This is a genomic window from Vibrio sp. Y58_MX_L22, from assembly GCF_024181865.1.
GTDB classification, from domain to species: domain Bacteria; phylum Pseudomonadota; class Gammaproteobacteria; order Enterobacterales; family Vibrionaceae; genus Vibrio; species Vibrio alginolyticus.
On sequence record NZ_JAMZAN010000001.1, the window covers coordinates 946812 to 970414 of the forward strand.

General features: G+C 45.6%; 20 protein-coding genes and 12 tRNA genes. 29 read left to right on the plus strand and 3 right to left on the minus strand.

Annotated elements, in window-relative coordinates; genetic code table 11:
- The first annotated feature begins 15 nt into the window (after window positions 1–15).
- The 12 genes from NL626_RS04125 to NL626_RS04180 all read left to right on the plus strand — a co-directional run bounded on the left by NL626_RS04125 (window position 16) and on the right by NL626_RS04180 (window position 1431).
- A tRNA-Leu gene (locus tag NL626_RS04125) sits at window positions 16–100 on the plus strand.
- 30 nt (window positions 101–130) lie between these two features.
- A tRNA-Gln gene (locus NL626_RS04130) sits at window positions 131–205 on the plus strand.
- Between the two features lie 53 nt (window positions 206–258).
- Window positions 259–343 (plus strand) — tRNA-Leu (locus NL626_RS04135).
- Between the two features lie 22 nt (window positions 344–365).
- A tRNA-Met gene (locus tag NL626_RS04140) sits at window positions 366–442 on the plus strand.
- A gap of 54 nt (window positions 443–496) precedes the next feature.
- A tRNA-Leu gene (locus NL626_RS04145) sits at window positions 497–581 on the plus strand.
- Between the two features lie 30 nt (window positions 582–611).
- Window positions 612–686, plus strand: a tRNA-Gln gene (locus NL626_RS04150).
- Window positions 687–739: 53 nt separating this feature from the next.
- Window positions 740–824 (plus strand) — tRNA-Leu (locus NL626_RS04155).
- A 22-nt stretch (window positions 825–846) separates the two neighbouring features.
- Window positions 847–923 (plus strand) — tRNA-Met (locus NL626_RS04160).
- Window positions 924–969: 46 nt separating this feature from the next.
- A tRNA-Leu gene (locus NL626_RS04165) sits at window positions 970–1054 on the plus strand.
- 29 nt (window positions 1055–1083) lie between these two features.
- Window positions 1084–1168 (plus strand) — tRNA-Leu (locus NL626_RS04170).
- Window positions 1169–1218: 50 nt separating this feature from the next.
- Window positions 1219–1293, plus strand: a tRNA-Gln gene (locus tag NL626_RS04175).
- A gap of 53 nt (window positions 1294–1346) precedes the next feature.
- Window positions 1347–1431, plus strand: a tRNA-Leu gene (locus NL626_RS04180).
- Window positions 1432–1566: 135 nt separating this feature from the next.
- Here the strand turns inward: NL626_RS04180 and NL626_RS04185 are convergent.
- Window positions 1567–2745: a 2-octaprenyl-3-methyl-6-methoxy-1,4-benzoquinol hydroxylase gene (locus NL626_RS04185; RefSeq protein ID WP_005384117.1), complete on the minus strand. Its 1179-nt coding sequence runs from the start codon at window positions 2743–2745 to the stop codon at window positions 1567–1569.
- A gap of 257 nt (window positions 2746–3002) precedes the next feature.
- Between NL626_RS04185 and miaB the strand changes: the two genes are divergently transcribed.
- From miaB to lnt, 5 genes are all read left to right on the plus strand, one after another.
- The gene (miaB, locus tag NL626_RS04190; protein WP_005373038.1) at window positions 3003–4427 is read left to right on the plus strand and encodes a tRNA (N6-isopentenyl adenosine(37)-C2)-methylthiotransferase MiaB; all 1425 of its coding nucleotides are present in this window, start codon (window positions 3003–3005) and stop codon (window positions 4425–4427) included.
- Window positions 4428–4500: 73 nt separating this feature from the next.
- On the plus strand, window positions 4501–5598 hold the full coding sequence (locus tag NL626_RS04195; protein ID WP_005373033.1) for a PhoH family protein: 1098 nt from the start codon (window positions 4501–4503) through the stop codon (window positions 5596–5598).
- 2 nt (window positions 5599–5600) lie between these two features.
- A complete protein-coding gene (gene ybeY / locus NL626_RS04200; RefSeq protein WP_005373030.1) occupies window positions 5601–6065 on the plus strand; it encodes an rRNA maturation RNase YbeY in 465 nt (154 codons plus the stop codon).
- A gap of 105 nt (window positions 6066–6170) precedes the next feature.
- Entirely contained in the window at window positions 6171–7070 is a 900-nt protein-coding gene (corC, locus tag NL626_RS04205) for a CNNM family magnesium/cobalt transport protein CorC (protein WP_005384118.1), read from the plus strand.
- Window positions 7071–7102: 32 nt separating this feature from the next.
- Window positions 7103–8620, plus strand: coding sequence for an apolipoprotein N-acyltransferase (lnt, locus tag NL626_RS04210; protein WP_005384119.1), 1518 nt, complete (start codon window positions 7103–7105; stop codon window positions 8618–8620).
- Between the two features lie 84 nt (window positions 8621–8704).
- Here lnt and NL626_RS04215 read toward each other — a convergent pair whose 3' ends face one another.
- On the minus strand, window positions 8705–9175 hold the full coding sequence (locus tag NL626_RS04215; protein ID WP_005384120.1) for a zinc ribbon-containing protein: 471 nt from the start codon (window positions 9173–9175) through the stop codon (window positions 8705–8707).
- A 153-nt stretch (window positions 9176–9328) separates the two neighbouring features.
- On the opposite strand from NL626_RS04215, the gene leuS reads away from it, so the two are divergent.
- The 12 genes from leuS (at window position 9329) to lipA (ending at window position 21862) form a co-directional block, all read left to right on the plus strand.
- Window positions 9329–11902: a leucine--tRNA ligase gene (gene leuS, locus NL626_RS04220; RefSeq protein ID WP_005384121.1), complete on the plus strand. Its 2574-nt coding sequence runs from the start codon at window positions 9329–9331 to the stop codon at window positions 11900–11902.
- A 152-nt stretch (window positions 11903–12054) separates the two neighbouring features.
- Entirely contained in the window at window positions 12055–12594 is a 540-nt protein-coding gene (gene lptE / locus NL626_RS04225) for an LPS assembly lipoprotein LptE (RefSeq protein ID WP_005384122.1), read from the plus strand.
- Window positions 12595–12599: 5 nt separating this feature from the next.
- Window positions 12600–13619: a DNA polymerase III subunit delta gene (gene holA, locus NL626_RS04230; protein ID WP_213894123.1), complete on the plus strand. Its 1020-nt coding sequence runs from the start codon at window positions 12600–12602 to the stop codon at window positions 13617–13619.
- Between the two features lie 88 nt (window positions 13620–13707).
- Entirely contained in the window at window positions 13708–14025 is a 318-nt protein-coding gene (gene rsfS, locus NL626_RS04235) for a ribosome silencing factor (protein ID WP_005373015.1), read from the plus strand.
- A 4-nt stretch (window positions 14026–14029) separates the two neighbouring features.
- Window positions 14030–14500 carry a 23S rRNA (pseudouridine(1915)-N(3))-methyltransferase RlmH gene (rlmH, locus tag NL626_RS04240; RefSeq protein WP_017821762.1) on the plus strand — a complete coding sequence of 157 codons (471 nt, stop codon included), beginning with the start codon at window positions 14030–14032 and terminating at the stop codon, window positions 14498–14500.
- Window positions 14501–14529: 29 nt separating this feature from the next.
- Window positions 14530–16446, plus strand: coding sequence for a penicillin-binding protein 2 (mrdA, locus tag NL626_RS04245; protein WP_005384126.1), 1917 nt, complete (start codon window positions 14530–14532; stop codon window positions 16444–16446).
- Entirely contained in the window at window positions 16446–17567 is a 1122-nt protein-coding gene (gene rodA / locus NL626_RS04250; protein WP_005384128.1) for a rod shape-determining protein RodA, read from the plus strand. Before mrdA ends, rodA begins: the two co-directional genes overlap by 1 nt.
- Before the next feature lie 2 nt (window positions 17568–17569).
- Window positions 17570–18373, plus strand: a complete 804-nt coding sequence (locus NL626_RS04255; RefSeq protein WP_005384131.1) for a septal ring lytic transglycosylase RlpA family protein — start codon at window positions 17570–17572, stop codon at window positions 18371–18373.
- Between the two features lie 91 nt (window positions 18374–18464).
- Window positions 18465–19643 (plus strand): serine hydrolase, encoded by a 1179-nt coding sequence (locus tag NL626_RS04260; RefSeq protein WP_005384132.1) that lies wholly within the window; start codon window positions 18465–18467, stop codon window positions 19641–19643.
- A gap of 139 nt (window positions 19644–19782) precedes the next feature.
- Window positions 19783–20061: a DUF493 family protein YbeD gene (gene ybeD, locus NL626_RS04265; protein WP_005384135.1), complete on the plus strand. Its 279-nt coding sequence runs from the start codon at window positions 19783–19785 to the stop codon at window positions 20059–20061.
- A 176-nt stretch (window positions 20062–20237) separates the two neighbouring features.
- Window positions 20238–20900: a lipoyl(octanoyl) transferase LipB gene (gene lipB, locus NL626_RS04270; RefSeq protein ID WP_005384137.1), complete on the plus strand. Its 663-nt coding sequence runs from the start codon at window positions 20238–20240 to the stop codon at window positions 20898–20900.
- Window positions 20897–21862: a lipoyl synthase gene (lipA, locus tag NL626_RS04275; RefSeq protein WP_005391329.1), complete on the plus strand. Its 966-nt coding sequence runs from the start codon at window positions 20897–20899 to the stop codon at window positions 21860–21862. The genes lipB and lipA overlap by 4 nt, the downstream gene beginning before the upstream one ends.
- A 446-nt stretch (window positions 21863–22308) precedes the next feature.
- Here lipA and glyA read toward each other — a convergent pair whose 3' ends face one another.
- Window positions 22309–23559 (minus strand): serine hydroxymethyltransferase, encoded by a 1251-nt coding sequence (gene glyA, locus NL626_RS04280; protein ID WP_005381985.1) that lies wholly within the window; start codon window positions 23557–23559, stop codon window positions 22309–22311.
- Window positions 23560–23603: the final 44 nt, after the last annotated feature.

The window sequence follows — 23603 nt, forward strand, 5'->3', positions numbered from 1 at the left end:
ACTACAGAATAAGTTGCGGAAGTGGCGGAATTGGTAGACGCACCAGATTTAGGTTCTGGCGCCGCAAGGTGTGAGAGTTCAAGTCTCTCCTTCCGCACCATTATTTAAGTCTCTTTTATTAGAGCAATGTAGGGCTATCGCCAAGCGGTAAGGCAGCGGCTTTTGATGCCGCCATTCCCTGGTTCGAATCCAGGTAGCCCTGCCACATACAATGATATTAAGATTTTACCAATTATCTTGATATCTACAGATCAAGTTGCGGAAGTGGCGGAATTGGTAGACGCACCAGATTTAGGTTCTGGCGCCGCAAGGTGTGAGAGTTCAAGTCTCTCCTTCCGCACCATTCTTGATCAAAGTTTTAAAATGGCTACGTAGCTCAGTTGGTTAGAGCACATCACTCATAATGATGGGGTCACAGGTTCGAATCCCGTCGTAGCCACCATAAACAACGTTATTTAGGTTTTTACCAATTACCTTGATAACTACAGAATAAGTTGCGGAAGTGGCGGAATTGGTAGACGCACCAGATTTAGGTTCTGGCGCCGCAAGGTGTGAGAGTTCAAGTCTCTCCTTCCGCACCATTATTAAAGTCTCTTTTATTAGAGCAATGTAGGGCTATCGCCAAGCGGTAAGGCAGCGGCTTTTGATGCCGCCATTCCCTGGTTCGAATCCAGGTAGCCCTGCCATATACAATGATATTGAGATTTTACCAATTATCTTGATATCTACAGATCAAGTTGCGGAAGTGGCGGAATTGGTAGACGCACCAGATTTAGGTTCTGGCGCCGCAAGGTGTGAGAGTTCAAGTCTCTCCTTCCGCACCATTCTTGCTCAAAAGTTTAAAATGGCTACGTAGCTCAGCTGGTTAGAGCACATCACTCATAATGATGGGGTCACAGGTTCGAATCCCGTCGTAGCCACCATTGATTAGATTGCTAGCATAAGCTATCAGTCACGTAGATTTAAGATGCGGAAGTGGCGGAATTGGTAGACGCACCAGATTTAGGTTCTGGCGCCGCAAGGTGTGAGAGTTCAAGTCTCTCCTTCCGCACCATCTTAAATTAATCTACACTATCAGAATACGCGGAAGTGGCGGAATTGGTAGACGCACCAGATTTAGGTTCTGGCGCCGTAAGGTGTGAGAGTTCAAGTCTCTCCTTCCGCACCATTCTTTCTCTCGATAAGAGAGGTTAAGTAGTCTTTGACTATTTACGCTGTAGGGCTATCGCCAAGCGGTAAGGCAGCGGCTTTTGATGCCGCCATTCCCTGGTTCGAATCCAGGTAGCCCTGCCATATACAACGATATTGAGATTTTACCAATTATCTTGATATCTATAGATTAAGTTGCGGAAGTGGCGGAATTGGTAGACGCACCAGATTTAGGTTCTGGCGCCGCAAGGTGTGAGAGTTCAAGTCTCTCCTTCCGCACCATTATCGGAAAACCCAGCATGACTTTGCTGGGTTTTTTCTTTTTTTGGTTCTGGACTCGGGAAATCATTAGATTTGCCGAATTAAAAAAGCGAGCTCATGGCTCGCTTTTTTTCTATCTGTGATTTGAGTAGCTTACTACATACCTAACGCGTATTTCAGTACTTGAGCCTTAATTGGCCCTGAGTTTTCAGCAAGCTTCAATGCAGCATTACGTACGAACTTCAATGGCCCTAGATCGTTGCTAAAACCTTTATAGAAAAAGTCCATGCCCGTCTGCATGAGTAAGTTGTCAGGTCGACGTGCGCGTTCGTATTTCGCGAGTAAGGTATCTTCCAGCTTTTCTTGTTGTTCTGTTACCGAAAGGAGAACGTCTACATCTTTGAAGCCTAAGTTTACCCCTTGCCCTGCAAGCGGGTTGATCGTATGGGCAGAGTCACCCACTAACACGCAATTTTTGCTTGAGTAGCTTTGCGCATGACGACGAGTGAGTGGGAATGAGCCAAACTGTAAAACTTCAATATCGCCTAATTCAGCAGGGAAATGACGTAAAATTTCTTCTCTTAGTTGAGGTTTACTCATCGCACACAGTTGTTTAATACGTTTAGGCGAGTCATACCAAACCAAAGAACCTTGGCCTACTACTTGACCATCGTCGTTACTCAAAGAGCACAGAGGTAAAAATGAACGTGGGCCTGAAGGTGTAAATTGTTGCCAAGTAATATCTTGCTGAGGCAATTCTGTTTTCACATTAATCAACATGCAGTGTTGTCGGTAATCCCACGCAGTTACACCAATTCCAGCCAATTGACGAACTTTAGAGTTTGCACCATCAGCACCAATCACCCAGTTAGCTTCAAACTGCGCCCCACTTTCTAGTGTCACAAGATTTACATCTGCAAACTCAATGGCTTTTAATCGCTCAGGACACATCACGGTTAGATTTTCATACTGAGAGAAGACTTGCCAAAGACCTAATTGGATTAGGCGGTTTTCAACGATGTAACCTAGCTGATCCAATGACAATTCATCAGAGTGAAAACGAGTACGGCACTCTGGGTGCTCCCAAGTTTCTAAGCGCCGATAAGGACAAACTCGCATGCTCTTGATCTCTGGCCATGCTCCGAGTGAATCAAGTAACTCCACCGACTGGTGCGAGATTGCAGATACACGAATATCCATCGCCTGAGCGGCATCAAAAACTTTAGGTTTTGTACCTTCGACCAAGACAACGCTTCTGCCCTGCTTGGCAAATCCAACAGCGACGGCTGCCCCAACCATACCGCCACCGATCACGGCGATGTCATACTTGTTCATTTTTCACTCTTCATCGTGCTGATTAATTGGCGTTTTTTATTGTACTTTCCATGGCTATTTTTACAAAATTGTTTAACAAAAAACCTTGTTCTGCATAGGGCGAAAAACTAGATTTCATCAGGCTTTGCAGAGAATTAGCTAGATCACTAGTCAGGTGCTTTTTAAAGCAGTACAATACGCCGCTTACCGCCGTGATGGCGGCTATAATTTGAGCAATAGCTCTCCGATTTAAGTACAACTGAACGAGCGAAAGTGAGATGAGTAAGAAACTGCTAATTAAAACCTGGGGCTGCCAGATGAACGAATACGATTCATCAAAAATGGCCGACCTGCTTAATGCTGCAAACGGCTACGAGCTGACGGAAGAGCCAGAGGAAGCAGACGTACTTCTACTTAACACCTGTTCGATCCGTGAAAAAGCGCAAGAGAAAGTTTTCCACCAGTTAGGCCGCTGGAAAACACTAAAAGATAAAAAACCTGGCGTAGTTATCGGTGTAGGTGGTTGTGTAGCAACGCAAGAAGGTGACCATATTCGTGAACGTGCACCATACGTTGACGTTATTTTTGGCCCACAAACTTTGCACCGCCTACCTGAGATGATCAAACAATCTCAGTCCGATGATGCACCAGTTATGGACATTTCGTTCCCAGAGATCGAAAAATTCGACCGCCTACCTGAACCTCGCGCTGAAGGTGCGACAGCATTCGTTTCTATTATGGAAGGCTGCTCTAAGTACTGTACTTACTGTGTCGTACCGTACACTCGTGGTGAAGAAGTAAGCCGTCCAATGGATGACGTACTGTTCGAAATCGCCCAACTTGCTGAACAAGGCGTACGTGAAGTAAACCTTCTGGGTCAAAACGTAAACGCGTACCGTGGTCCTATGCACGATGGTGAGATCTGTTCATTTGCAGAACTGCTTCGTTTGGTTGCGTCTATCGATGGTATCGACCGTATTCGTTTCACGACGAGCCACCCGTTAGAATTCACAGACGACATCATCGCAGTATACGAAGATACGCCAGAACTTGTGAGCTTCCTGCACTTACCTGTGCAAAGTGGTAGTGACCGTATCCTAACGATGATGAAACGCCCTCACACCGCTATCGAATACAAATCGATCATCCGTAAACTGCGTAAAGCTCGTCCTGATATTCAAATCAGTTCAGACTTTATTGTTGGTTTCCCTGGTGAGACAGACAAAGACTTCCAAGACACCATGAAGCTAATCAAAGATGTAGACTTTGACATGAGCTTCAGCTTTATTTTCTCTCCACGTCCAGGCACGCCAGCAGCGGATTACCCTTGTGATGTGTCAGAACAAGTGAAGAAAGAGCGCCTTTACGAACTACAGCAAACTATCAATGCTCAAGCGATGCGTTACTCTCGCTTAATGCTTGGCACAGAACAACGTGTTCTAGTTGAAGGTCCTTCGAAGAAAAACCTAATGGAACTACGCGCTCGTACAGAAAACAACCGTGTAGTAAACTTTGAAGGTAGTGCAGACCTAATTGGTCAGTTCGTTGATGTGAAGATCGTAGACGTATTTGCAAACTCACTGCGTGGTGAGCTAGTACGTACTGAAAAAGACATGGATCTTCGTAGTGTGATTTCCCCAACGCAGATGATGGCGAAAACACGTCGCGAAGATGAGCTGGGTGTAGCTACTTTTACGCCGTAAGCTCGTATAAATAGCCATAGAGAGCCTGGTCGTTATCAGGCTCTCACTAAGTGGCAAAAAATGAGAGGCAACATTGAGCAATAAAATCGTAACTCTAGAAATTAACCTAGAACCTTCAGACAACCGCCGACTAGCTAGCCTGTGCGGTCCATTCGATGACAACATCAAGCATTTAGAACGTCGTCTAGGCGTTGAAATTAACCACCGTAGTGACCACTTTACGATTGTCGGTAAACCTCATACCGCATCAGCTGCGCTGGATATCCTGAAAACTCTATATGTTGATACCGCACCTGTACGAGGTGAGATCCCAGATATTGAGCCTGAGCAAATCCATCTAGCGATCAAAGAGTCTGGTGTTCTTGAGCAGAATACTGAGTCTAATATCGAGCATGGTAAAGAAGTCTTCGTCAAAACCAAGAAAGGTGTGATCAAACCACGTACGCCAAACCAAGCGCAGTACTTGGTTAACATGGTCACGCATGATATTTCTTTTGGTATTGGCCCGGCAGGTACAGGTAAAACCTACCTTGCTGTAGCAGCAGCTGTTGACGCACTAGAGCGCCAAGAGATCCGCCGTATTCTACTTACTCGTCCAGCGGTTGAAGCTGGTGAGAAATTGGGCTTCCTACCTGGTGATTTAAGCCAGAAAGTCGACCCATACCTACGTCCGCTATACGACGCCCTATTTGAAATGCTGGGCTTTGAGCGCGTAGAGAAGCTGATTGAACGTAACGTGATTGAGGTTGCCCCTCTTGCTTACATGCGTGGTCGTACTCTAAACGACGCCTTTATCATTCTTGATGAGAGTCAGAACACCACAGTTGAACAGATGAAGATGTTCCTAACGCGTATTGGTTTTAACTCTCGCGCGGTTATCACTGGTGATGTCACGCAGATTGACTTACCTCGTGGTGCGAAATCGGGTCTTCGTCATGCTATTGAAGTACTAAGCGAAGTTGACGACATCAGCTTTAACTTCTTCTTAGCCGACGACGTTGTACGTCACCCTGTGGTTGCTCGTATCGTTAACGCGTACGAGAAGTGGGAAGCACAAGACCAGAAAGAGCGTAAAGAGTTCGAGAAACGCCGTCGTGAAGAACGCGATGCGAAGTTACTAGAAGCAGCAAAAGCCGAACTGAATGCACAAGTTGCTTCAACTAAGGAATAATCATGGCGATTGAACTTGATCTGCAACTGGCAGTCGAAAATGAAGAAGGTCTGCCTTCGCAGCAAGATTTCCAATTGTGGCTAGATAAGACAATTCCTCTCTTCCAGCCACAAGCCGAAGTCACCATTCGTATTGTTGATGAACAAGAAAGTCATACGCTCAACCATGAGTATCGCGGCAAAGATAAACCAACTAATGTGTTGTCGTTTCCATTTGAAGCACCTCCTGGTATGGAAATAGATTTACTTGGTGATTTGATTATTTGCCGCCAAGTTGTTGAAAAAGAGGCGGTTGAACAGAGCAAGCCTCTGCTAGCACATTGGGCGCATATGGTTGTACATGGCAGCTTGCATCTGCTAGGTTATGATCATATAGAGGATGACGAAGCCGAAGAGATGGAGTCCCTCGAAACCGAAATCATGCAAGGTATGGGTTATGAAGATCCTTACATTGCTGAAAAAGAGTAGCTATTGGCCACTCGACAGGGAAAGGCGAACCACCTAAATGACTCTCGTGTTCGCCTCTCTATGTGTGCTATCACACTTCTGATAGCGTTACTTAATTGAGAAACAATGAACGAAGATAATTCTCCCTCTTCTAACGAAGATAAGAAAGAAAAGGCAGAAGGTCCGAGTAGAAAGTCCTTCTTTGAACGTCTAGGTCAACTATTTCAGGGCGAACCAAAAGATCGCCAAGAGCTTGTGGATGTTATCCGCGACTCTGAAGTTAACGACCTGATTGACCATGACACTCGCGATATGCTCGAAGGTGTTATGGAAATCTCCGAAATGCGTGTGCGTGACATTATGATCCCGCGTTCGCAAATGGTTACCGTTGAGCGTACTCACGACCTTGATACCTTGGTTGCTTTGATTACCGATGCTCAACACTCTCGCTACCCTGTGATCAGCGAAGATAAAGACCATGTGGAAGGCATACTTCTAGCGAAGGACTTACTTAAATACTTAGGCTCAGGCAGTAATCCATTTGATATCGAAGAAGTCATTCGACCAGCGGTTGTAGTACCGGAAAGTAAACGCGTTGATCGACTGCTGAAAGAATTCCGTGAAGAACGTTATCATATGGCCATTGTTGTCGATGAATTCGGTGGTGTTTCTGGTCTTGTGACCATTGAAGATATCCTTGAGGAAATCGTCGGGGATATTGAAGATGAATTCGATGAAAGTGAAGAGACGGACATTCGTAAGCTGAGCAAGCATACGTTTGCTGTCAGAGCGCTGACAACCATCGAAGAGTTTAATGAGACATTCGGAACCAACTTCAGCGATGAGGAAGTTGATACCGTTGGTGGTATGGTCATGACTGCCTTTGGTCACTTACCTTCTCGTGGTGAACTGGTTGAAATTGAAGGCTACAACTTCAAAGTCACCGCTGCCGATAACCGTCGTGTCATTCAACTCCAAGTGACGATCCCAGACGAAGAAACCCTGGTTGAAGCCACTCAAGAGTAACGCGATACCCATTGGGAATCTCAGAAATTACAATGATGAATGAACTCTTTCATCGCCTTAAGCGGCCCTTAGTGGCCGCTTTTGTTGGCGCCTCTACTACACTCGCTTTCGCTCCTTACCAGCTGTGGCCTATTGCCATTCTTAGCCCTGCAATTCTACTGATTCTTCTTGCTAACCAAACTCCGAAACGCGCACTATGGATTGGTTATGCTTGGGGGTTAGGTCAATTTGCAACTGGCGTTAGCTGGGTTTACGTCAGTATCTCCGGTTTTGGCGGTATGCCGCTCATTGCCAATTTATTTTTAATGGGCTTACTTGTTGCCTACTTGGCTGTTTATTCAGGCTTATTTGCTTGGCTCAACAACAAGCTGTTTCCTCAATTTACGCTCACAAAAGCACTTCTCGCTGCACCTGCTTTATGGCTGATAAGTGATTGGTTGCGTGGTTGGGTGATGACCGGCTTCCCTTGGTTATGGCTAGGCTATAGCCAGATAGATGCTCCACTCGCAAGCTTTGCACCAATTGGCGGCGTAGAACTGCTTACTCTATTTATCCTTATCAGCGCAGGGGCGTTAGCCTATGCATGGATTCATAAGCAGTGGCTGATGGTGATTATCCCTGCGGTATTACTCAGTACTGGCTTTGGGATTCGCAACTACGATTGGGTAACACCCCGACCAGAAGACACGACTAAGCTCGCACTGATTCAAGGTAACGTAGACCAAAACCTAAAGTGGCTACCAAGTCAACGCTGGCCAACCATCATGAAATATGCTGACTTAACTCGTGAAAACTGGGACGCTGACATTATCGTTTGGCCAGAAGCAGCAATTCCCGCTTTTGAAATTGAAGTGCCTTCATTTTTGAGCAATATCGACAGCGCTGCAAAAATGAATAACAGCGCAATCATCACCGGTGTCGTCAACCAAGCTGAAGATCGACAGTTCTACAACAGTATTCTGTCCCTCGGCATCACACCATACGGTGACTACAGCTTCGATTTAAGCGAACGTTACCATAAGCATCACCTACTACCGTTTGGTGAGTTTGTACCATTTGAAGATATTTTGCGCCCATTAGCGCCATTCTTTAACCTACCGATGTCATCGTTTAGCCGTGGGGCTTTTGTGCAGCCAAACATCGTTGCGAATGGCATGCACATGGCACCAGCGCTTTGCTATGAGATCATCTTTAATGAGCAAGTGCGTCAAAATGTGACTGACGAAACAGACTTCATTCTAACGCTTTCAAACGATGCATGGTTTGGTCACTCTATCGGCCCTCTTCAGCATATGGAGATCGCCCGTATGCGTGCCTTAGAGTTGGGCAAACCGCTCATCCGCTCGACTAACAATGGATTAACAGCGGTAACCGATCACAAGGGTAAAATCGTTGAGCAAGTTCCGCAGTTTGAAACTGCAGTACTGCGCGCAGAGCTCACCCCAACCGATGGGAAAACGCCATATCGAATCGTTGGTACTTGGCCATTGTATATTTGGGTAGGGTTAAGTTTAGCGCTGGCTTTCGGTTTAAGAAGAAAACAGAGCTGATAACAGCTTGAAAGTAGAAAAGACAAAAAAGAGGCGACTAAGCCTCTTTTTTATTCATTGCATTATACAGTCGTTACTCGCCATTTATGGCTTTAATGACTGACGAGTAAAGCCTTTGTGACTACACTTAATACACGGAATGATTACTGTTGGGTGGTTATACGTTGTCTTGTGACCACACTCATCACAGACTAAAGTGCCTAAGCCTATCACCTCTCCTGCTTCATATAGCCCTTGATGCTCTAAGTCATCGAACAACTCAACCCACTCAACTTTAGTTCGGTCTGTAATCTCTAACAGCCCTTGCCATATCGAATCCGCAATCGTTAAGTAAAACGGACCGCTTTTGCTATCCTCGTAACTCTCTGAAAACTCTTTTAAGTCTGCTTTAAGGTACGCTTTGATTAAAGCCAATTCATCTTTGGTCAAGTCATTAGCAGCATCCACCACTTTGCCCGACGTCTCAATCGCTTTGTTAACTTCTTCCGGACTGTGCTTCAAGGTTTCAATCACATCCTCGAGCATTTCCTCATAACCTGTTTTACGTTTAGGCATAACTGACCTCCATCTTTCTCCTACCTGCGTCACTTAAGGGCGCATGGGTACAGATTGGCTATTGTTGTGATCCCTAGCTTTAGGTATTCTATGACGATCTATTTAAGTCTGTTCTAACCGAACTCACAAATTCCAAGATAACGGATACCATCGATGCAAGAACAATACAACCCACAAGATATTGAACAAAAAGTTCAAAAGCACTGGGATGACAACAAAACCTTTGTTGTAAGTGAAGACCCAAATAAAGAAAAATTCTACTGTCTGTCCATGTTCCCATACCCAAGTGGTCGACTGCACATGGGTCACGTGCGCAACTACACTATCGGTGATGTAGTATCTCGTTTCCAACGCCTACAAGGCAAAAACGTGATGCAACCAATCGGTTGGGACGCATTCGGTCTACCTGCAGAAAACGCAGCAGTAAAAAACAAAACTGCGCCAGCACCTTGGACTTACGAAAACATCGAATACATGAAGAACCAACTTAAGCTTCTAGGCTTTGGTTACGATTGGAACCGTGAATTCGCAACATGTACACCGGAGTACTACCGCTGGGAACAAGAGTTCTTCACTAAACTTTACGAGAAAGGTTTAGTTTACAAAAAGACTTCTTCTGTTAACTGGTGTCCTAACGACCAAACTGTTCTTGCAAACGAGCAGGTTGAAGACGGTTGTTGCTGGCGTTGTGATACGCCTGTAGAGCAAAAAGAAATCCCTCAATGGTTCATCAAAATCACTGAGTACGCTCAAGAGCTACTAGACGACTTAGACAAGCTTGAAGGTTGGCCTGAAATGGTGAAAACCATGCAGCGCAACTGGATTGGTCGTTCTGAAGGTGTTGAACTGAAGTTTGAAGTTAAGGGTCAACAAGACCTAGAAGTTTACACAACACGTCCAGATACGCTAATGGGTGTGACTTACGTGGGTATCGCTGCCGGTCACCCTCTTGCAGCTCTTGCAGCAGAGAACAATCCAGAGCTTGCAGCGTTTATCGACGAATGTAAGAACAACAAGGTTGCAGAAGCTGAGCTAGCGACAATGGAGAAGAAAGGTATGGCGACTGGCCTTACTGCAATTCATCCATTGAACGGCCGCGAAGTACCAGTATACGTAGCAAACTTCGTACTGATGGACTACGGTACAGGCGCGGTAATGGCTGTACCTGCACACGACCAACGTGACTACGAGTTCGCAACGAAGTACGGTCTAGACATCGTGCCTGTTATCAAGCCTGCTGATGGCAGCGAGCTAGACATCTCTGAAGCAGCATACACAGAGAAAGGCGTACTGTTCGATTCAGGTGAATTCGACGGCCTAGAATTCCAAGCGGCGTTCGATGCAATTGCAGCGAAGCTAGAAGCAGAAGGCAAAGGCACTAAGACTGTAAACTTCCGTCTACGCGACTGGGGTGTATCTCGTCAACGTTACTGGGGCGCACCAATCCCAATGGTAACGACTGAAGACGGTGAAGTTCACCCAGTACCTGCTGACCAACTACCAGTGATTCTTCCAGAAGACGTGGTAATGGACGGCGTAACCAGCCCAATCAAAGCAGATAAAGAATGGGCGAAGACCACATTCAACGGCGAACCTGCTCTACGTGAGACAGATACGTTCGATACATTCATGGAATCTTCTTGGTACTACGCGCGTTACTGTTCACCGCAAGCAGACGACATCCTAGATCCAGAAAAAGCAAACTACTGGCTACCAGTAGACCAGTACATCGGCGGTATCGAGCACGCTTGTATGCACCTACTGTACTCACGCTTCTTCCACAAGTTGCTACGTGACGCGGGCTACGTAACGTCTGACGAACCGTTCAAGCAACTACTGTGTCAAGGCATGGTACTGGCTGATGCGTTCTACTTCGAGAACGAGAAAGGCGGCAAAGAGTGGGTAGCTCCAACAGACGTAGCCGTTGAACGTGATGGTAAAGGCCGCATTACTTCTGCTAAAGACACTGAAGGTCGTGATGTAACGCACTCAGGCATGATCAAGATGTCTAAGTCTAAGAACAACGGTATCGACCCTCAAGAAATGGTAGATAAGTACGGCGCTGACACAGTACGTCTATTCATGATGTTCGCGTCTCCAGCGGACATGACACTTGAATGGCAAGAGTCTGGCGTAGAAGGTGCGAACCGCTTCCTAAAACGTGTTTGGAAACTAGTGAAAGAGCACACAGCGAAAGGCGCAGCAGAAGCAGTAGATACCTCAGCGCTTTCTGGTGATCAAAAAGCACTTCGCCGCGACGTTCACAAAACTATCGCGAAAGTGACGGACGATATCGCTCGTCGTCAAACATTCAACACCGCGATCGCAGCGATCATGGAGCTGATGAACAAACTAGCGAAAGCGCCTCAAGAATCTGCGCAAGATCGTGCAATCCTTGACGAAGCACTGAAAGCTATTGTTGTCATGCTTTACCCTATCACTCCGCATATCTCATACGAGCTATGGGCAGCACTAGGTGAAACAGACATTGATAACGCGGCATGGCCGACGTTTGACGAAAAAGCGCTAGTTGAAGACGAAAAAACTATCGTTGTTCAAGTTAACGGTAAGCTACGTGCGAAGCTAACAGTCCCAGCTGATATCTCTAAAGACGATATCGAACAGCTTGGTCTAAACGACGAAAACGTGGTTAAGTTCACTGATGGCCTGACTATTCGTAAAGTTATTTACGTTCCAGGTAAACTGCTGAACATCGTTGCAAACTAATCGCAGCTGTCAATTTGTCTCTGTTTAGCGAACTTATTTGTTAACCAAGAGTCATTAAACAGGGTAGTTTTCTACCCTGTTTATTTACCTCAAACCATTCACATGAGTGGTTTAAGGTAAATAACCCCTTCAATTTAGGATGAATACAATCAATGCGCTTTTTCTCTTTGATTAAACTACCAGTGGTATTGGTATTAGCGGGGCTTCTTTCTGCCTGTGGTTTTCACCTTCGCGGCGAGTATTCCGTACCGGAAGAGCTGCACACTATGTCTTTCTCCAGCTACGATGAATACAGTGAATTAACTCGCTATGTTCGCTCTCAACTCGAACTGAACAAAGTTGAACTTGTTCAACCATCATCGACGGTACCCAACCTTCATTTGACGGAAGCGACAATCGATGAGCGTACACTATCGCTTTATCAAAATAGCCGTGCAGCAGAAAAAGAGCTGACATACGTAGTAAAATACCGTGTGACAATTCCTGGCTATGGTTCTAAAAACTTTACGACAACAGTAAACCGCAACTACCTAGACAACCCGTTGACCGCACTTGCAAAATCTGTTGAGCGTGACGTAATTGAAGACGAGATGCGCTTGCAAGCTGCAAAACAGATGATGCGCCAGTTGGGCCGTATTCGTGCCGAATATGAAGCAGGACAAATCTCTGAGCCAGCGAACAAAAACTCTTAGTCACTATGCGAATTTATGCCGATAAGCTAACGGATCATTTAACTAAACAAGTTAAACAGGTTTACTTAATCTTTGGTAATGAGCCGTTACTGATTCAAGAAAGCCGCCAAGCAATCCAAAAGGCAGCGTTTCAGCAAGGTTTTGAGGAAAAACACCGTTTTGCGGTGGATGCTAGCATCGACTGGAATCAAGTTTACGACTGTTTCCAAGCGATGAGCCTGTTTTCAAACCGTCAATTGATTGAGCTTGAAATTCCTGAAAGTGGCGTGACAACCGCCGTCAGCAAAGAGCTGCAAACACTGTGTGATATGCTTCATGATGACATCATGCTCGTCATTGTTGGTAGCAAACTGACCAAAGCCCAAGAAAATGCGAAATGGTTCAAAGCATTAAGCTCAAAAGGCGATTGGGTAAGCTGCTTGTCGCCAGACCTTCAACGCCTACCTATGTTCATTCAGACACGTTGCCGCATGTTGGGACTAAAACCCGATCAGCAATCACTGCAAATGTTGGCTCAATGGCATGAAGGTAACCTATTTGCATTGACACAAAGCTTAGAGAAATTGGCCCTACTCTACCCGGATGGTGAGCTGACCATCATACGTTTAGAGGAAGCCCTAAGTCGCCATAACCACTTCACTACCTTTAACTGGATCGACGCCTTACTGGCAGGTAAAGCAAACCGTGCACAACGTATTCTTCGCCAACTTGAGGCGGAAGGGGTTGAGACCGTGATCTTGATTCGAAGTGTACAAAAAGAGTTGAGCCAACTTTTAAATATGCATCAAGACTTAACTCAAATGGGAATGAACCAGGTATTTGAGAAATATCGAGTTTGGCAAAACAAGCGTCCACTCTATAACGCAGCACTGACCCGCTTATCAGCGAGTCGTATTTGTGCATTGCTCTCCTTGTTGGCTCAAGCAGAGATAAAAGCCAAAACTCAATATGACGAGTCTGTATGGCCAACTATTCATCAGTTGAGCTTAGAAACCTGCTCTCCTGATATTAAGCTGGCAATTTAAAAATCAAAGCGTGATATAGTGCGCGACCTGTTTTGCAAGCAAGAATGTAAAACACTGTAGAGATAAGAGACAAACCGAGGAAAACCGAGTGCTTCGCGAAGAACTGAAAGACTTTTTAGCTGATAAAGCCGACGACATGAAAGCGGAAGACATTATCGTCCTAAATGTGGAAGATAAATCAAGCGTGACAGATTACATGATCATCTGTACTGGTACATCCAAACGCCACGTTTCATCCATCGCTGACCATGTTGCAACAGAGGTGAAAAAAGCCGGTCTTGAGCCACTAGGAATGGAAGGTGAAAACGAAGGTGAATGGGTAGTTCTAGATATGGGCGACGCCATGCTTCACGTGATGCAAGAAGAGCACCGCGAACTCTACCAGCTAGAAAAACTCTGGGGTTAATCTTTTGAAAATTCAACTAATTGCTGTTGGCACAAAAATGCCAAAATGGGTTGAGGAAGGCTTTCAAGAATATCGTCGCCGTTTCCCGCATGATATGCCGTTAGAGTTGATTGAAATCTCTGCTGGCAAGCGTGGTAAGAATGCCGATATCGCTCGCATCCTGCAAAAAGAAGGAGAAGCGATGCTCGCGGCGGTACCAAAAGGCAACCGTATCGTCACGTTAGATATCCCAGGTAAAAAATGGGACACTCCTCAACTCGCTGAGCAGTTAGAAGCTTGGAAATTAGATGGCCGTGATGTATCAATATTAATCGGCGGTCCTGAAGGACTCGCTCCTGCATGCAAAGCTGCAGCAGACCAAAGCTGGTCATTATCTGCCTTAACGCTACCCCACCCTCTAGTGCGTATCGTAATGGCAGAAAGCTTATACCGAGCGTGGAGCATCACCGCTAACCACCCTTATCATCGCGAATAATCGTTGTTTAACTTTAGAGCCAAGCGTTAATGATTCGTAAACGCCGCAGTCAAATCCGAGATTATCAAGCCGAAGCGCGTCTGTTTGCCAGCCGCGCTATTGTTGCTTTTATCGGCATTGTTGTCTTGATGGGAGCTCTGGTTGCCAACATGTACAACATTCAGGTGAACCAGTTTCAAGACTATCAAACCCGCTCGAACGATAACCGCATCAAAGTGGTGCCTATCGCGCCTAACCGAGGTCTAATTTATGACCGAAATGGCGTTTTACTGGCAGAGAACCGTCCCGTCTTTAACTTAGAACTGACCCCAGAAAAAATTAAAGACATTGATGCAACCATCCAAGAATTACAAACTATTCTGGAAATTACACCAGACCAGATTGAACGTTTCCACCACGAGCGTAAACGGACTCGTCGATTTAAATCGGTCCCACTGCTTACCCAACTGAACGAAAAACAAGTAGCGGTATTCTCCGTCAATCAGTACCGCTTTCCAGGTGTGGAAATAAGTGCGACCTTAAAGCGCTACTACCCTTTCAGCGAAGTCTTAACCCACGTGATTGGGTATGTTTCTCGAATCAATGATCGCGACATGCAGCGCCTGATCCGAGAAGAAAAAGACGCAAACTATCAAGCCACTCGCGACATTGGTAAGCTGGGTATTGAAAAATACTACGAAGACCTCTTACACGGTACAGCCGGATATCAAGAAGTCGAGGTAAACAGCCGCGGCCGAGTAATTCGTACCTTAAAGTACGTTCCACCTGTACCCGGAAAAGACATCGTTTTAAACCTTGATATCAACTTGCAGTTGTACGTACACCAATTGTTGGACGGCCGCCGAGGCAGTGCTGTAGTAATCGATCCTAGAGACAACGGCGTACTGGCTATGGTTTCAAGCCCTAGCTACGATCCTAACTCATTCGTGCACGGAATCTCAGGTAAAGATTATCGCGCCCTTTTGAACGATAAAAACCGTCCTTTGGTCAACCGCACTACACTTGGCATTTACCCTCCTGCGTCTACCATCAAACCATTTATGGCGGTAGCCGCGCTGCAAGAAGGTGTCGTCACACCTAACACCACACGAAATGACCCTGGTTATTGGCGCATACCAAACTCCAACACACGCCCGTTTCGTGACTGGTTGCGTTGGGGGCACGGGCGCGTCGATATCATTAAGTCGATCGAAGAGTCTGTTGATACCTTCTACTATCAAATCGCTTATGACATGGGTATTGACCGTATTTCGAATTGGATGATGATGTTCGGTTTTGGTGATTACACTGGCATTGATATCTACGAAGAAAGTAAGGCGAATATGCCGACTCGTGACTGGAAAATGTCTCGCCATAAAACCCCATGGTATAAAGGTGATACGATCCCTGTGGGTATCGGCCAAGGATATTGGACAGCAACACCAATGCAAATCGCCAAAGCAACCTCCGTATTAGTAAACGAGGGAGAAGTGATCGCACCTCACTTGCTCAAAGCGACGATAGAAAATGGTAACGACTTCGAAGAGCAGCAAACGACAGAATACGTGACTTACCCACCAATCAAGAATGTGCCTAAAAAGTACTGGGATATGGCGAAAGAAGGCATGCGTCGGGTAAACCATGGCACGCGCGGAACAGCTCGCCGCTCATTCTACAAAATGAATTATGAAACAGCGGGTAAATCAGGTACTGCACAGGTCTTCGGTCTGGGTGAAAACGAAGAATACAACGCCGATGAGATCGCCGAGCACTTACGTGACCATGCGTTATTTACTGGCTTTGCACCATTTGATGATCCTAAAGTGGTCGTCACTGTAGTACTAGAAAATGCCGGTGGTGGTTCTAGTAACGGTGCCCCAGTAGTAAGGAAAATTTTTGACCGAGTCGTTCTTGGTCCAGAAGAAATTGAGCCTGAAAACAATGCGAAGAAAGAGGTAAAACAGTAATGAAGATGGATCCCTCTACAGGTAAAAATCGCGCCCTGTTTGAACGCTTCCATATCGACTTACCACTCCTACTTGGCATACTGGCCCTGATGGGGTTTGGCCTGGTGATCATGTACAGCGCCAGTGGCCAAAGTTTACTGATGATGGATCGCCAAGCCATGCGAATGGTGCTTTCACTCGTTGTGATGCTCGTCCTTGCACAGCTTTCTCCACGAACTTACGAAAGCTTGGCACCTTTGATGTTCGTTGGTGGCGTTATACTGCTTTTCGGCGTGCTGTTTTTCGGTGAAGCATCGAAAGGCGCGCAGCGTTGGCTTAACCTCGGTTTTGTGCGCTTTCAACCGTCAGAGCTATTGAAGCTCGCGGTGCCATTAATGGTAGCTCGCTATGTTGGTAGACAGCCCCTCCCACCAACGCTAAGAACACTCATTGTTGCACTGATTATGGTCTGCTTACCAACCATTCTCATTGCAAAACAGCCTGACTTAGGTACCTCAATCCTGATCGCGGCTTCCGGTATTTTTGTTATCTTCCTCGCCGGCATTAGCTGGAAAATAATTGCTGGTGCTGCGATTGCATTAGGTGGTTTCATTCCAATTCTGTGGTTTTTCTTGATGCGAGAGTATCAAAAAGTGCGAGTTCGTACTCTATTTAACCCGGAGTCTGATCCGCTAGGAGCGGGCTACCACATTATTCAGAGTAAAATTGCGATTGGCTCCGGCGGTATTTCCGGCAAAGGTTGGTTGCAAGGTACGCAGTCACAACTAGAATTTCTTCCTGAACGACACACTGACTTTATCTTTGCAGTAATTGCTGAAGAATGGGGTATGATTGGCTTCCTTTGCCTTTTAGCCATCTATCTATTTATTATTGGACGAGGTTTATATCTCGCCAGCCAAGCGCAAACCGCATTTGGACGAATGATGGCAGGCAGTATTGTACTCAGCTTCTTCGTGTATATTTTTGTAAATATTGGCATGGTAAGTGGCATCCTACCTGTAGTAGGTGTACCGTTGCCACTCATCAGTTATGGCGGCACATCAATGGTAACCTTGATGGCTGGTTTTGGTATTCTGATGTCGATTCATACGCACCGAAAAGCATTCTCTAAGGCGACCTAGACATGCAAAAACGCGCTTTATATTCCTTGGTTTTCTCTGCTCTTATTTTGGCAGGCTGTTCATCAACTAGCCAAAAAGAACAAGAAGGCCGTTACGAACTCGAATCCGATGTTGCACCGGATACACCGCTTTCAGTCGAACACATCGAGGATGCGCATCCTAAATATGAACCGTACAGCCTAGGTGGGAACAAAGATTACCACTTGCGTGGCAAAGACTACAAAATAGTTCGCAATGCGAAAGGCTTTAAAGAAAAAGGCCGCGCATCTTGGTATGGGAAAAAATTCCAAGGTCATTTGACTTCTAATGGCGAAATCTATGACATGTACTCAATGACGGCAGCGCATAAAACGCTACCGTTACCAAGTTACGTAAAAGTTACCAATACTGACAACGGCAAAACCACCGTAGTACGAGTTAATGACCGAGGTCCTTTTCACGATGGTCGTATCATTGATTTAAGCTATGCCGCCGCGCACAAGTTAGATGTCATAAAAACAGGCACCGCGAACGTGGAAATTGAAGTGATCAGTATCAATCAGCCCACGGACAAAAAGTCATTAGAAGCGCACCCTAGGTACGTTATTCAAGTGGCATCATCAAAAAATGAAGAACGCGCGCGAACTTTAGGTACCGAGCTTGGTCAAAAGTTGGATACAGAAACTTTCCTAGAGAGTGCGAAAGAGTCTTATCGCTTGTTGTTAGGGCCATTTACTGACTATTCCCTGACGCAAGCCACATTAGATAAAGTAAAGTTGCTCGGCTATTCGTCTGCATTTATTAAAAAACACAACACTGCCAAATGACCTCGTGTCATGAATTTCTCTTTGATCCCCCTCTTACATAACTAGGGATTCTGATAAGATGTCTGCAGTTAACCCAAAAATTTGAATTACCATGAATAAAAATAAGTTTGTGAAATCTATTCTCGTTTCTTCGGTTGCCCTTTCTGCAACTTTCGCTCAATCTGCTCTTGCATCACCTATCGTTGTTCCAGATGCCCCTCAAATCGCGGCGAAGGGCTACGTGCTGATGGATTACCATTCAGGTAAAGTACTGGCAGAGAAAGAGATGAACACAAAATTGTCTCCAGCTAGTCTGACTAAGATGATGACCAGCTATGTAATCGGCCAAGAGCTAGCGCGTGGTAATATCTCAGAAGATGATGATGTCACCATCAGTAAAAATGCGTGGGCGAAAAACTTCCCTGATTCATCAAAGATGTTCATTGAAGTAGGCACAACAGTTAAAGTACGTGACCTGAACCGAGGTATCATCGTCCAGTCAGGTAACGATGCCTGTGTTGCGATGGCAGAACATATTGCAGGTTCAGAAGATGCATTTGTTGACCTAATGAACGCTTGGGCCAACACATTGGGTATGACTAACTCGCACTTTGCCAACGTTCATGGCTTAGATAACGCAGAATTGTACTCAACACCATACGACATGGCACTGCTAGGTAAAGCACTTATCCGTGACGTACCAAATGAGTACCGAGTGTACTCAGAGAAGAAATTTACTTACAACGGCATCACCCAATACAACCGTAACGGTCTACTTTGGGATAAGAGCATGAACGTTGACGGCATCAAAACGGGTCACACAAGTAATGCGGGTTACAGCCTAGTAAGTTCAGCAACTGAAGGTCAAATGCGCTTGGTTGCGGTCGTTATGGGTACTAAAGATGCCAATGCTCGTAAGTCAGAAAGCAAAAAGCTGCTAAGCTACGGCTTCCGTTTCTTCGAAACAGTGGCACCGCACAAAGCAGGTGAAACGTTCGTAGAAGAAAAAGTGTGGATGGGTAACAAAGACACCGTAGCACTGGGTCTTGACCAAGATACTTACGTAACACTACCGCGTGGTGAAGCGAAAAACCTAAAAGCAAGCTTCGTCCTTGAAAAAGAGCTAGAAGCCCCAATTAATAAAGGTGATGTAGTTGGTAAGCTATACTATCAGATCGATGGTGAAGATATTGCCGAGTACCCACTAATGGCACTAGAAACCGTAGAGCAAGGTAGTCTATTTAGCCGCATGTGGGATTACATCGTATTGTTATTCAAGAGCTTCTTCTAAAAAGAACGTTAGAGTAGCAAACTTATTCGCAAAGCCGCCTGAATGGGCGGCTTTTTAAGTTTGAGCTCCTCGTCTTGAGTTCCCCCTAATTTGACTGTACTATTTCGCACCGCAACGAATATCTACTGGAGTTATCGATATGCTAACCATCAACTCTGATGCAAAATTAAAAGACCTGCTTGAGTTCCCTTGTTCATTTACTTACAAGGTAATGGGTCATGCAAAGCCTGAACTTCCAGAGCTTGTTCTTGAAGTTATTCAGCGCCATGCTCCAGGTGACTACAGCCCGACCGTTAAACCAAGTGCTAAGGGCAACTACCACTCTGTGTCAATCAACATTACTGCAACCTCTATCGAGCAGGTTGAGACACTGTACAAAGAGTTAGGTGAAATTGACATCGTACGCATGGTTCTATAATTTTTTGATATATTAAATTTTTTTTGAAAGCAGCCTTGGCTGCTTTCTTTTTATTTATCAAAGAGATAACGAGGATTTACATCGCTTTCAGTTAAAAATCTGTTACGCAGCGGTAGAGCATCAGGGTTATCCGGTTTATAATCCAAAAACTTTATATATTAGCAACAGGAATTCCCATGCAACACCAACTTGTTGTAAAACGACTTGGCCGCCAAGACTATGAGCCTGTATGGAAGGCGATGCATGAGTTCACCGACCAACGCACAGAAGAAACCCGTGATGAAGTCTGGTTGGTAGAACATAACCCAGTATTTACGCAAGGACAGGCAGGTAAAGCTGAGCACTTGATTAACACTGGCGATATTCCTGTTGTACAAAGTGATCGCGGAGGCCAGGTTACGTATCATGGCCCTGGTCAGTTGGTCGCCTACTTCTTGATCAACCTACGCCGCAAAAAATTAGGTGTACGAGATCTCGTTACCACAATCGAGAACCTCGTGATCAACACGCTAAAAGCATACAATATTGACTCAGCCGCGCGACCTGACGCACCAGGTGTCTACGTTGCCGGTAAGAAAATATGCTCTCTCGGTTTACGCATTCGTAAAGGATGCTCGTTTCATGGTTTAGCCTTGAACGTAAATATGGATTTAACACCGTTTCTGCGTATTAACCCTTGTGGTTATGAAGGTATGGAAATGGTTCAGGTCAGCCAATTTGGCGGCCCAGACAATGTAGAAGCCGTAGAAAAACAATTAATAGAAGAACTCGTTACTTTGCTCGATTATGAGCAAGTAGAATTCAGCACAGAAGCACCTTCTCAAGGTAATAAAGCATGAGCAAACCAATCCAGATGGAAAAAGGCGTTAAATATCGTGACGCCGATAAAATGGCATTGATTCCCGTAAAGAACATGCCTACAGAGCAGAAAGAAGTGCTACGTAAGCCTGATTGGATGAAGATCAAGCTACCAGCCGACAGCCAACGAATTCAAGACATCAAAGCGGCGATGCGTAAGAATAAACTTCACTCCGTATGTGAAGAAGCATCTTGCCCGAACCTAGCGGAATGTTTTAACCACGGTACAGCAACCTTCATGATCTTAGGTGCTATTTGTACTCGTCGTTGTCCTTTCTGTGACGTTGCTCATGGCCGCCCATTACCACCGGAAGCAGAGGAGCCTCAAAAACTGGCGAAAACCATTGCCGATATGAAGCTGAAATACGTAGTAATCACTTCTGTTGACCGTGACGATCTGCGTGACGGCGGTGCACAACACTTTGCCGATTGTAACCGCGAGATCCGTGCGTTAAACCCGCATATTAAGATTGAAACACTGGTTCCTGACTTCCGTGGTCGCATGGATGTAGCGCTTGATCTAATGAAAGACAATCCGCCAGATGTCTTCAACCACAACTTAGAAACCGCGCCACGTCTTTACCGTAAAGCTCGCCCAGGTGCGAACTACAAATGGTCACTTGAGCTCCTTAAGAAGTTCAAAGAGCAGCATCCAGATGTACCGACCAAGTCTGGTTTGATGATGGGTCTTGGTGAAACCAAAGAAGAAATCATCGAAGTACTGAAAGATCTACGCGCACACGGCGTAACGATGCTGACTCTAGGCCAGTATTTAGCGCCAAGCCGTCACCACTTGCCAGTAGAACGTTACGTTCCACCATCAGAGTTTGACGAGCTAAAAGAAGTTGCACTAGAACTTGGCTTCACGCATGCAGCGTGTGGTCCATTTGTTCGCTCTTCTTACCATGCCGATATGCAGGCTCAAGGTATCGAGATTAAGTAAGCTCTCGTTTGTTTTCAAAAGAAAGGTTGGCTCAGTGCCAACCTTTTTTGTATCTGTCAAATGATGATAAAAAGCCATTCTACCTCCGTCATTCTGAACAGCGAGGAACGAGCGTGATTCAGAATCTGTTTTCAGAATACTGATGATTTTTAGGGAAACGCTGAGTAAAAGAGTGTGCCTCAACAAGATTCCTGCTCTCGCCTAGGCTCGTCGGAATGACGCGGTTTGGATATATTGAAAGGGACAGTGTTGGTAGCCATCTCCTTATCACACACTCTTCGCTATATCTCATTCCAAACGCCAGACAAACAAAAAGGCCCTCAATTGAGGACCTTTAGTATATCAATGTTCAAAATAGATGAGTCGAGTTCTAGGAGAACACACGGAGTTTGCGCGAGCAAATGAGTATGTTCGACACCGAAATCGACTCACTCGATGAAAAGCAGTTATGCGTAAACTGGTAGACGCTTACAAATTTCTAGCACTTTCTGTTTAGTCGCTTCGATAACTTCTTCGTTGCCGATGTTATCTAGAACGTCACACATCCAGTTTGCTAGCTCTTTTGCATCTTCTTCAGTGAAGCCACGGCGAGTGATCGCTGGCGTACCTACACGAATACCAGACGTTACGAATGGGCTGCGTGGGTCATTTGGTACTGAGTTCTTGTTTACAGTGATGTTTGCTGCACCTAGTGCCGCGTCTGCGTCTTTACCAGTGATATCTTTGTCGATTAGGTCAACAAGGAACAAGTGGTTTTCTGTACCGTTAGATACGATTTTGTAGCCACGCTCTTGGAACTGACCAACCATTGCTTTTGCGTTTTTCACTACGCGAGCTTGATAAGCTTTGAACTCTGGCTCCATCGCTTCTTTGAACGCTACTGCTTTACCAGCGATAACGTGCATTAGAGGACCACCTTGACCACCAGGGAACACTGCTGAGTTCAGTTTCTTGTACATATCTTCGCCAGCATTTGACAAGATAAGACCACCGCGAGGACCTGCTAGTGTTTTGTGCGTCGTTGTTGTTACCACGTGAGCATGTGGTACTGGTGTTGGGTATTCACCGGCAGCGATAAGACCAGCTACGTGCGCCATATCAACAAATAAGTAAGCACCTGCTTTGTCAGCGATTTCACGCATGCGTTTCCAATCAACGATTTGCGAGTAAGCAGAGAAACCACCGATGATCATCTTAGGTTTGTGTTCAAGTGCTAGCTGTTCCATCTCGTCGTAGTTGATTTGACCAGCTTCATCGATACCGTAAGGGATAACGTTGTAGTGCTTACCAGAGAAGTTTACTGGTGAACCGTGAGTTAGGTGACCACCGTGCGCTAGGCTCATGCCTAAAACTGTATCGCCTGGGTTAAGAAGCGCCATGTAAACTGCGCTGTTTGCTTGAGAACCTGAGTGAGGCTGTACGTTAGCGTACTCACAACCAAATAGTTGGCATGCACGCTCAATTGCTAGTGCTTCAGCTTTATCTACGTACTCACAACCGCCGTAGTAACGCTTACCTGGGTAGCCTTCAGCGTATTTGTTCGTTAGCTGAGAACCTTGCGCTTCCATTACACGTGGGCTTGTGTAGTTTTCAGAAGCGATAAGTTCAATGTGTTCTTCCTGGCGAAGGGTTTCTTCCTGGATAGCTGCGAACAGTTCCGCATCGTAATCTGCGATGTTCATATCACGCTTAAGCATCTGTATCTCCTGACTCAGATTAGTACTGAAAGTTGCAAAAAAAC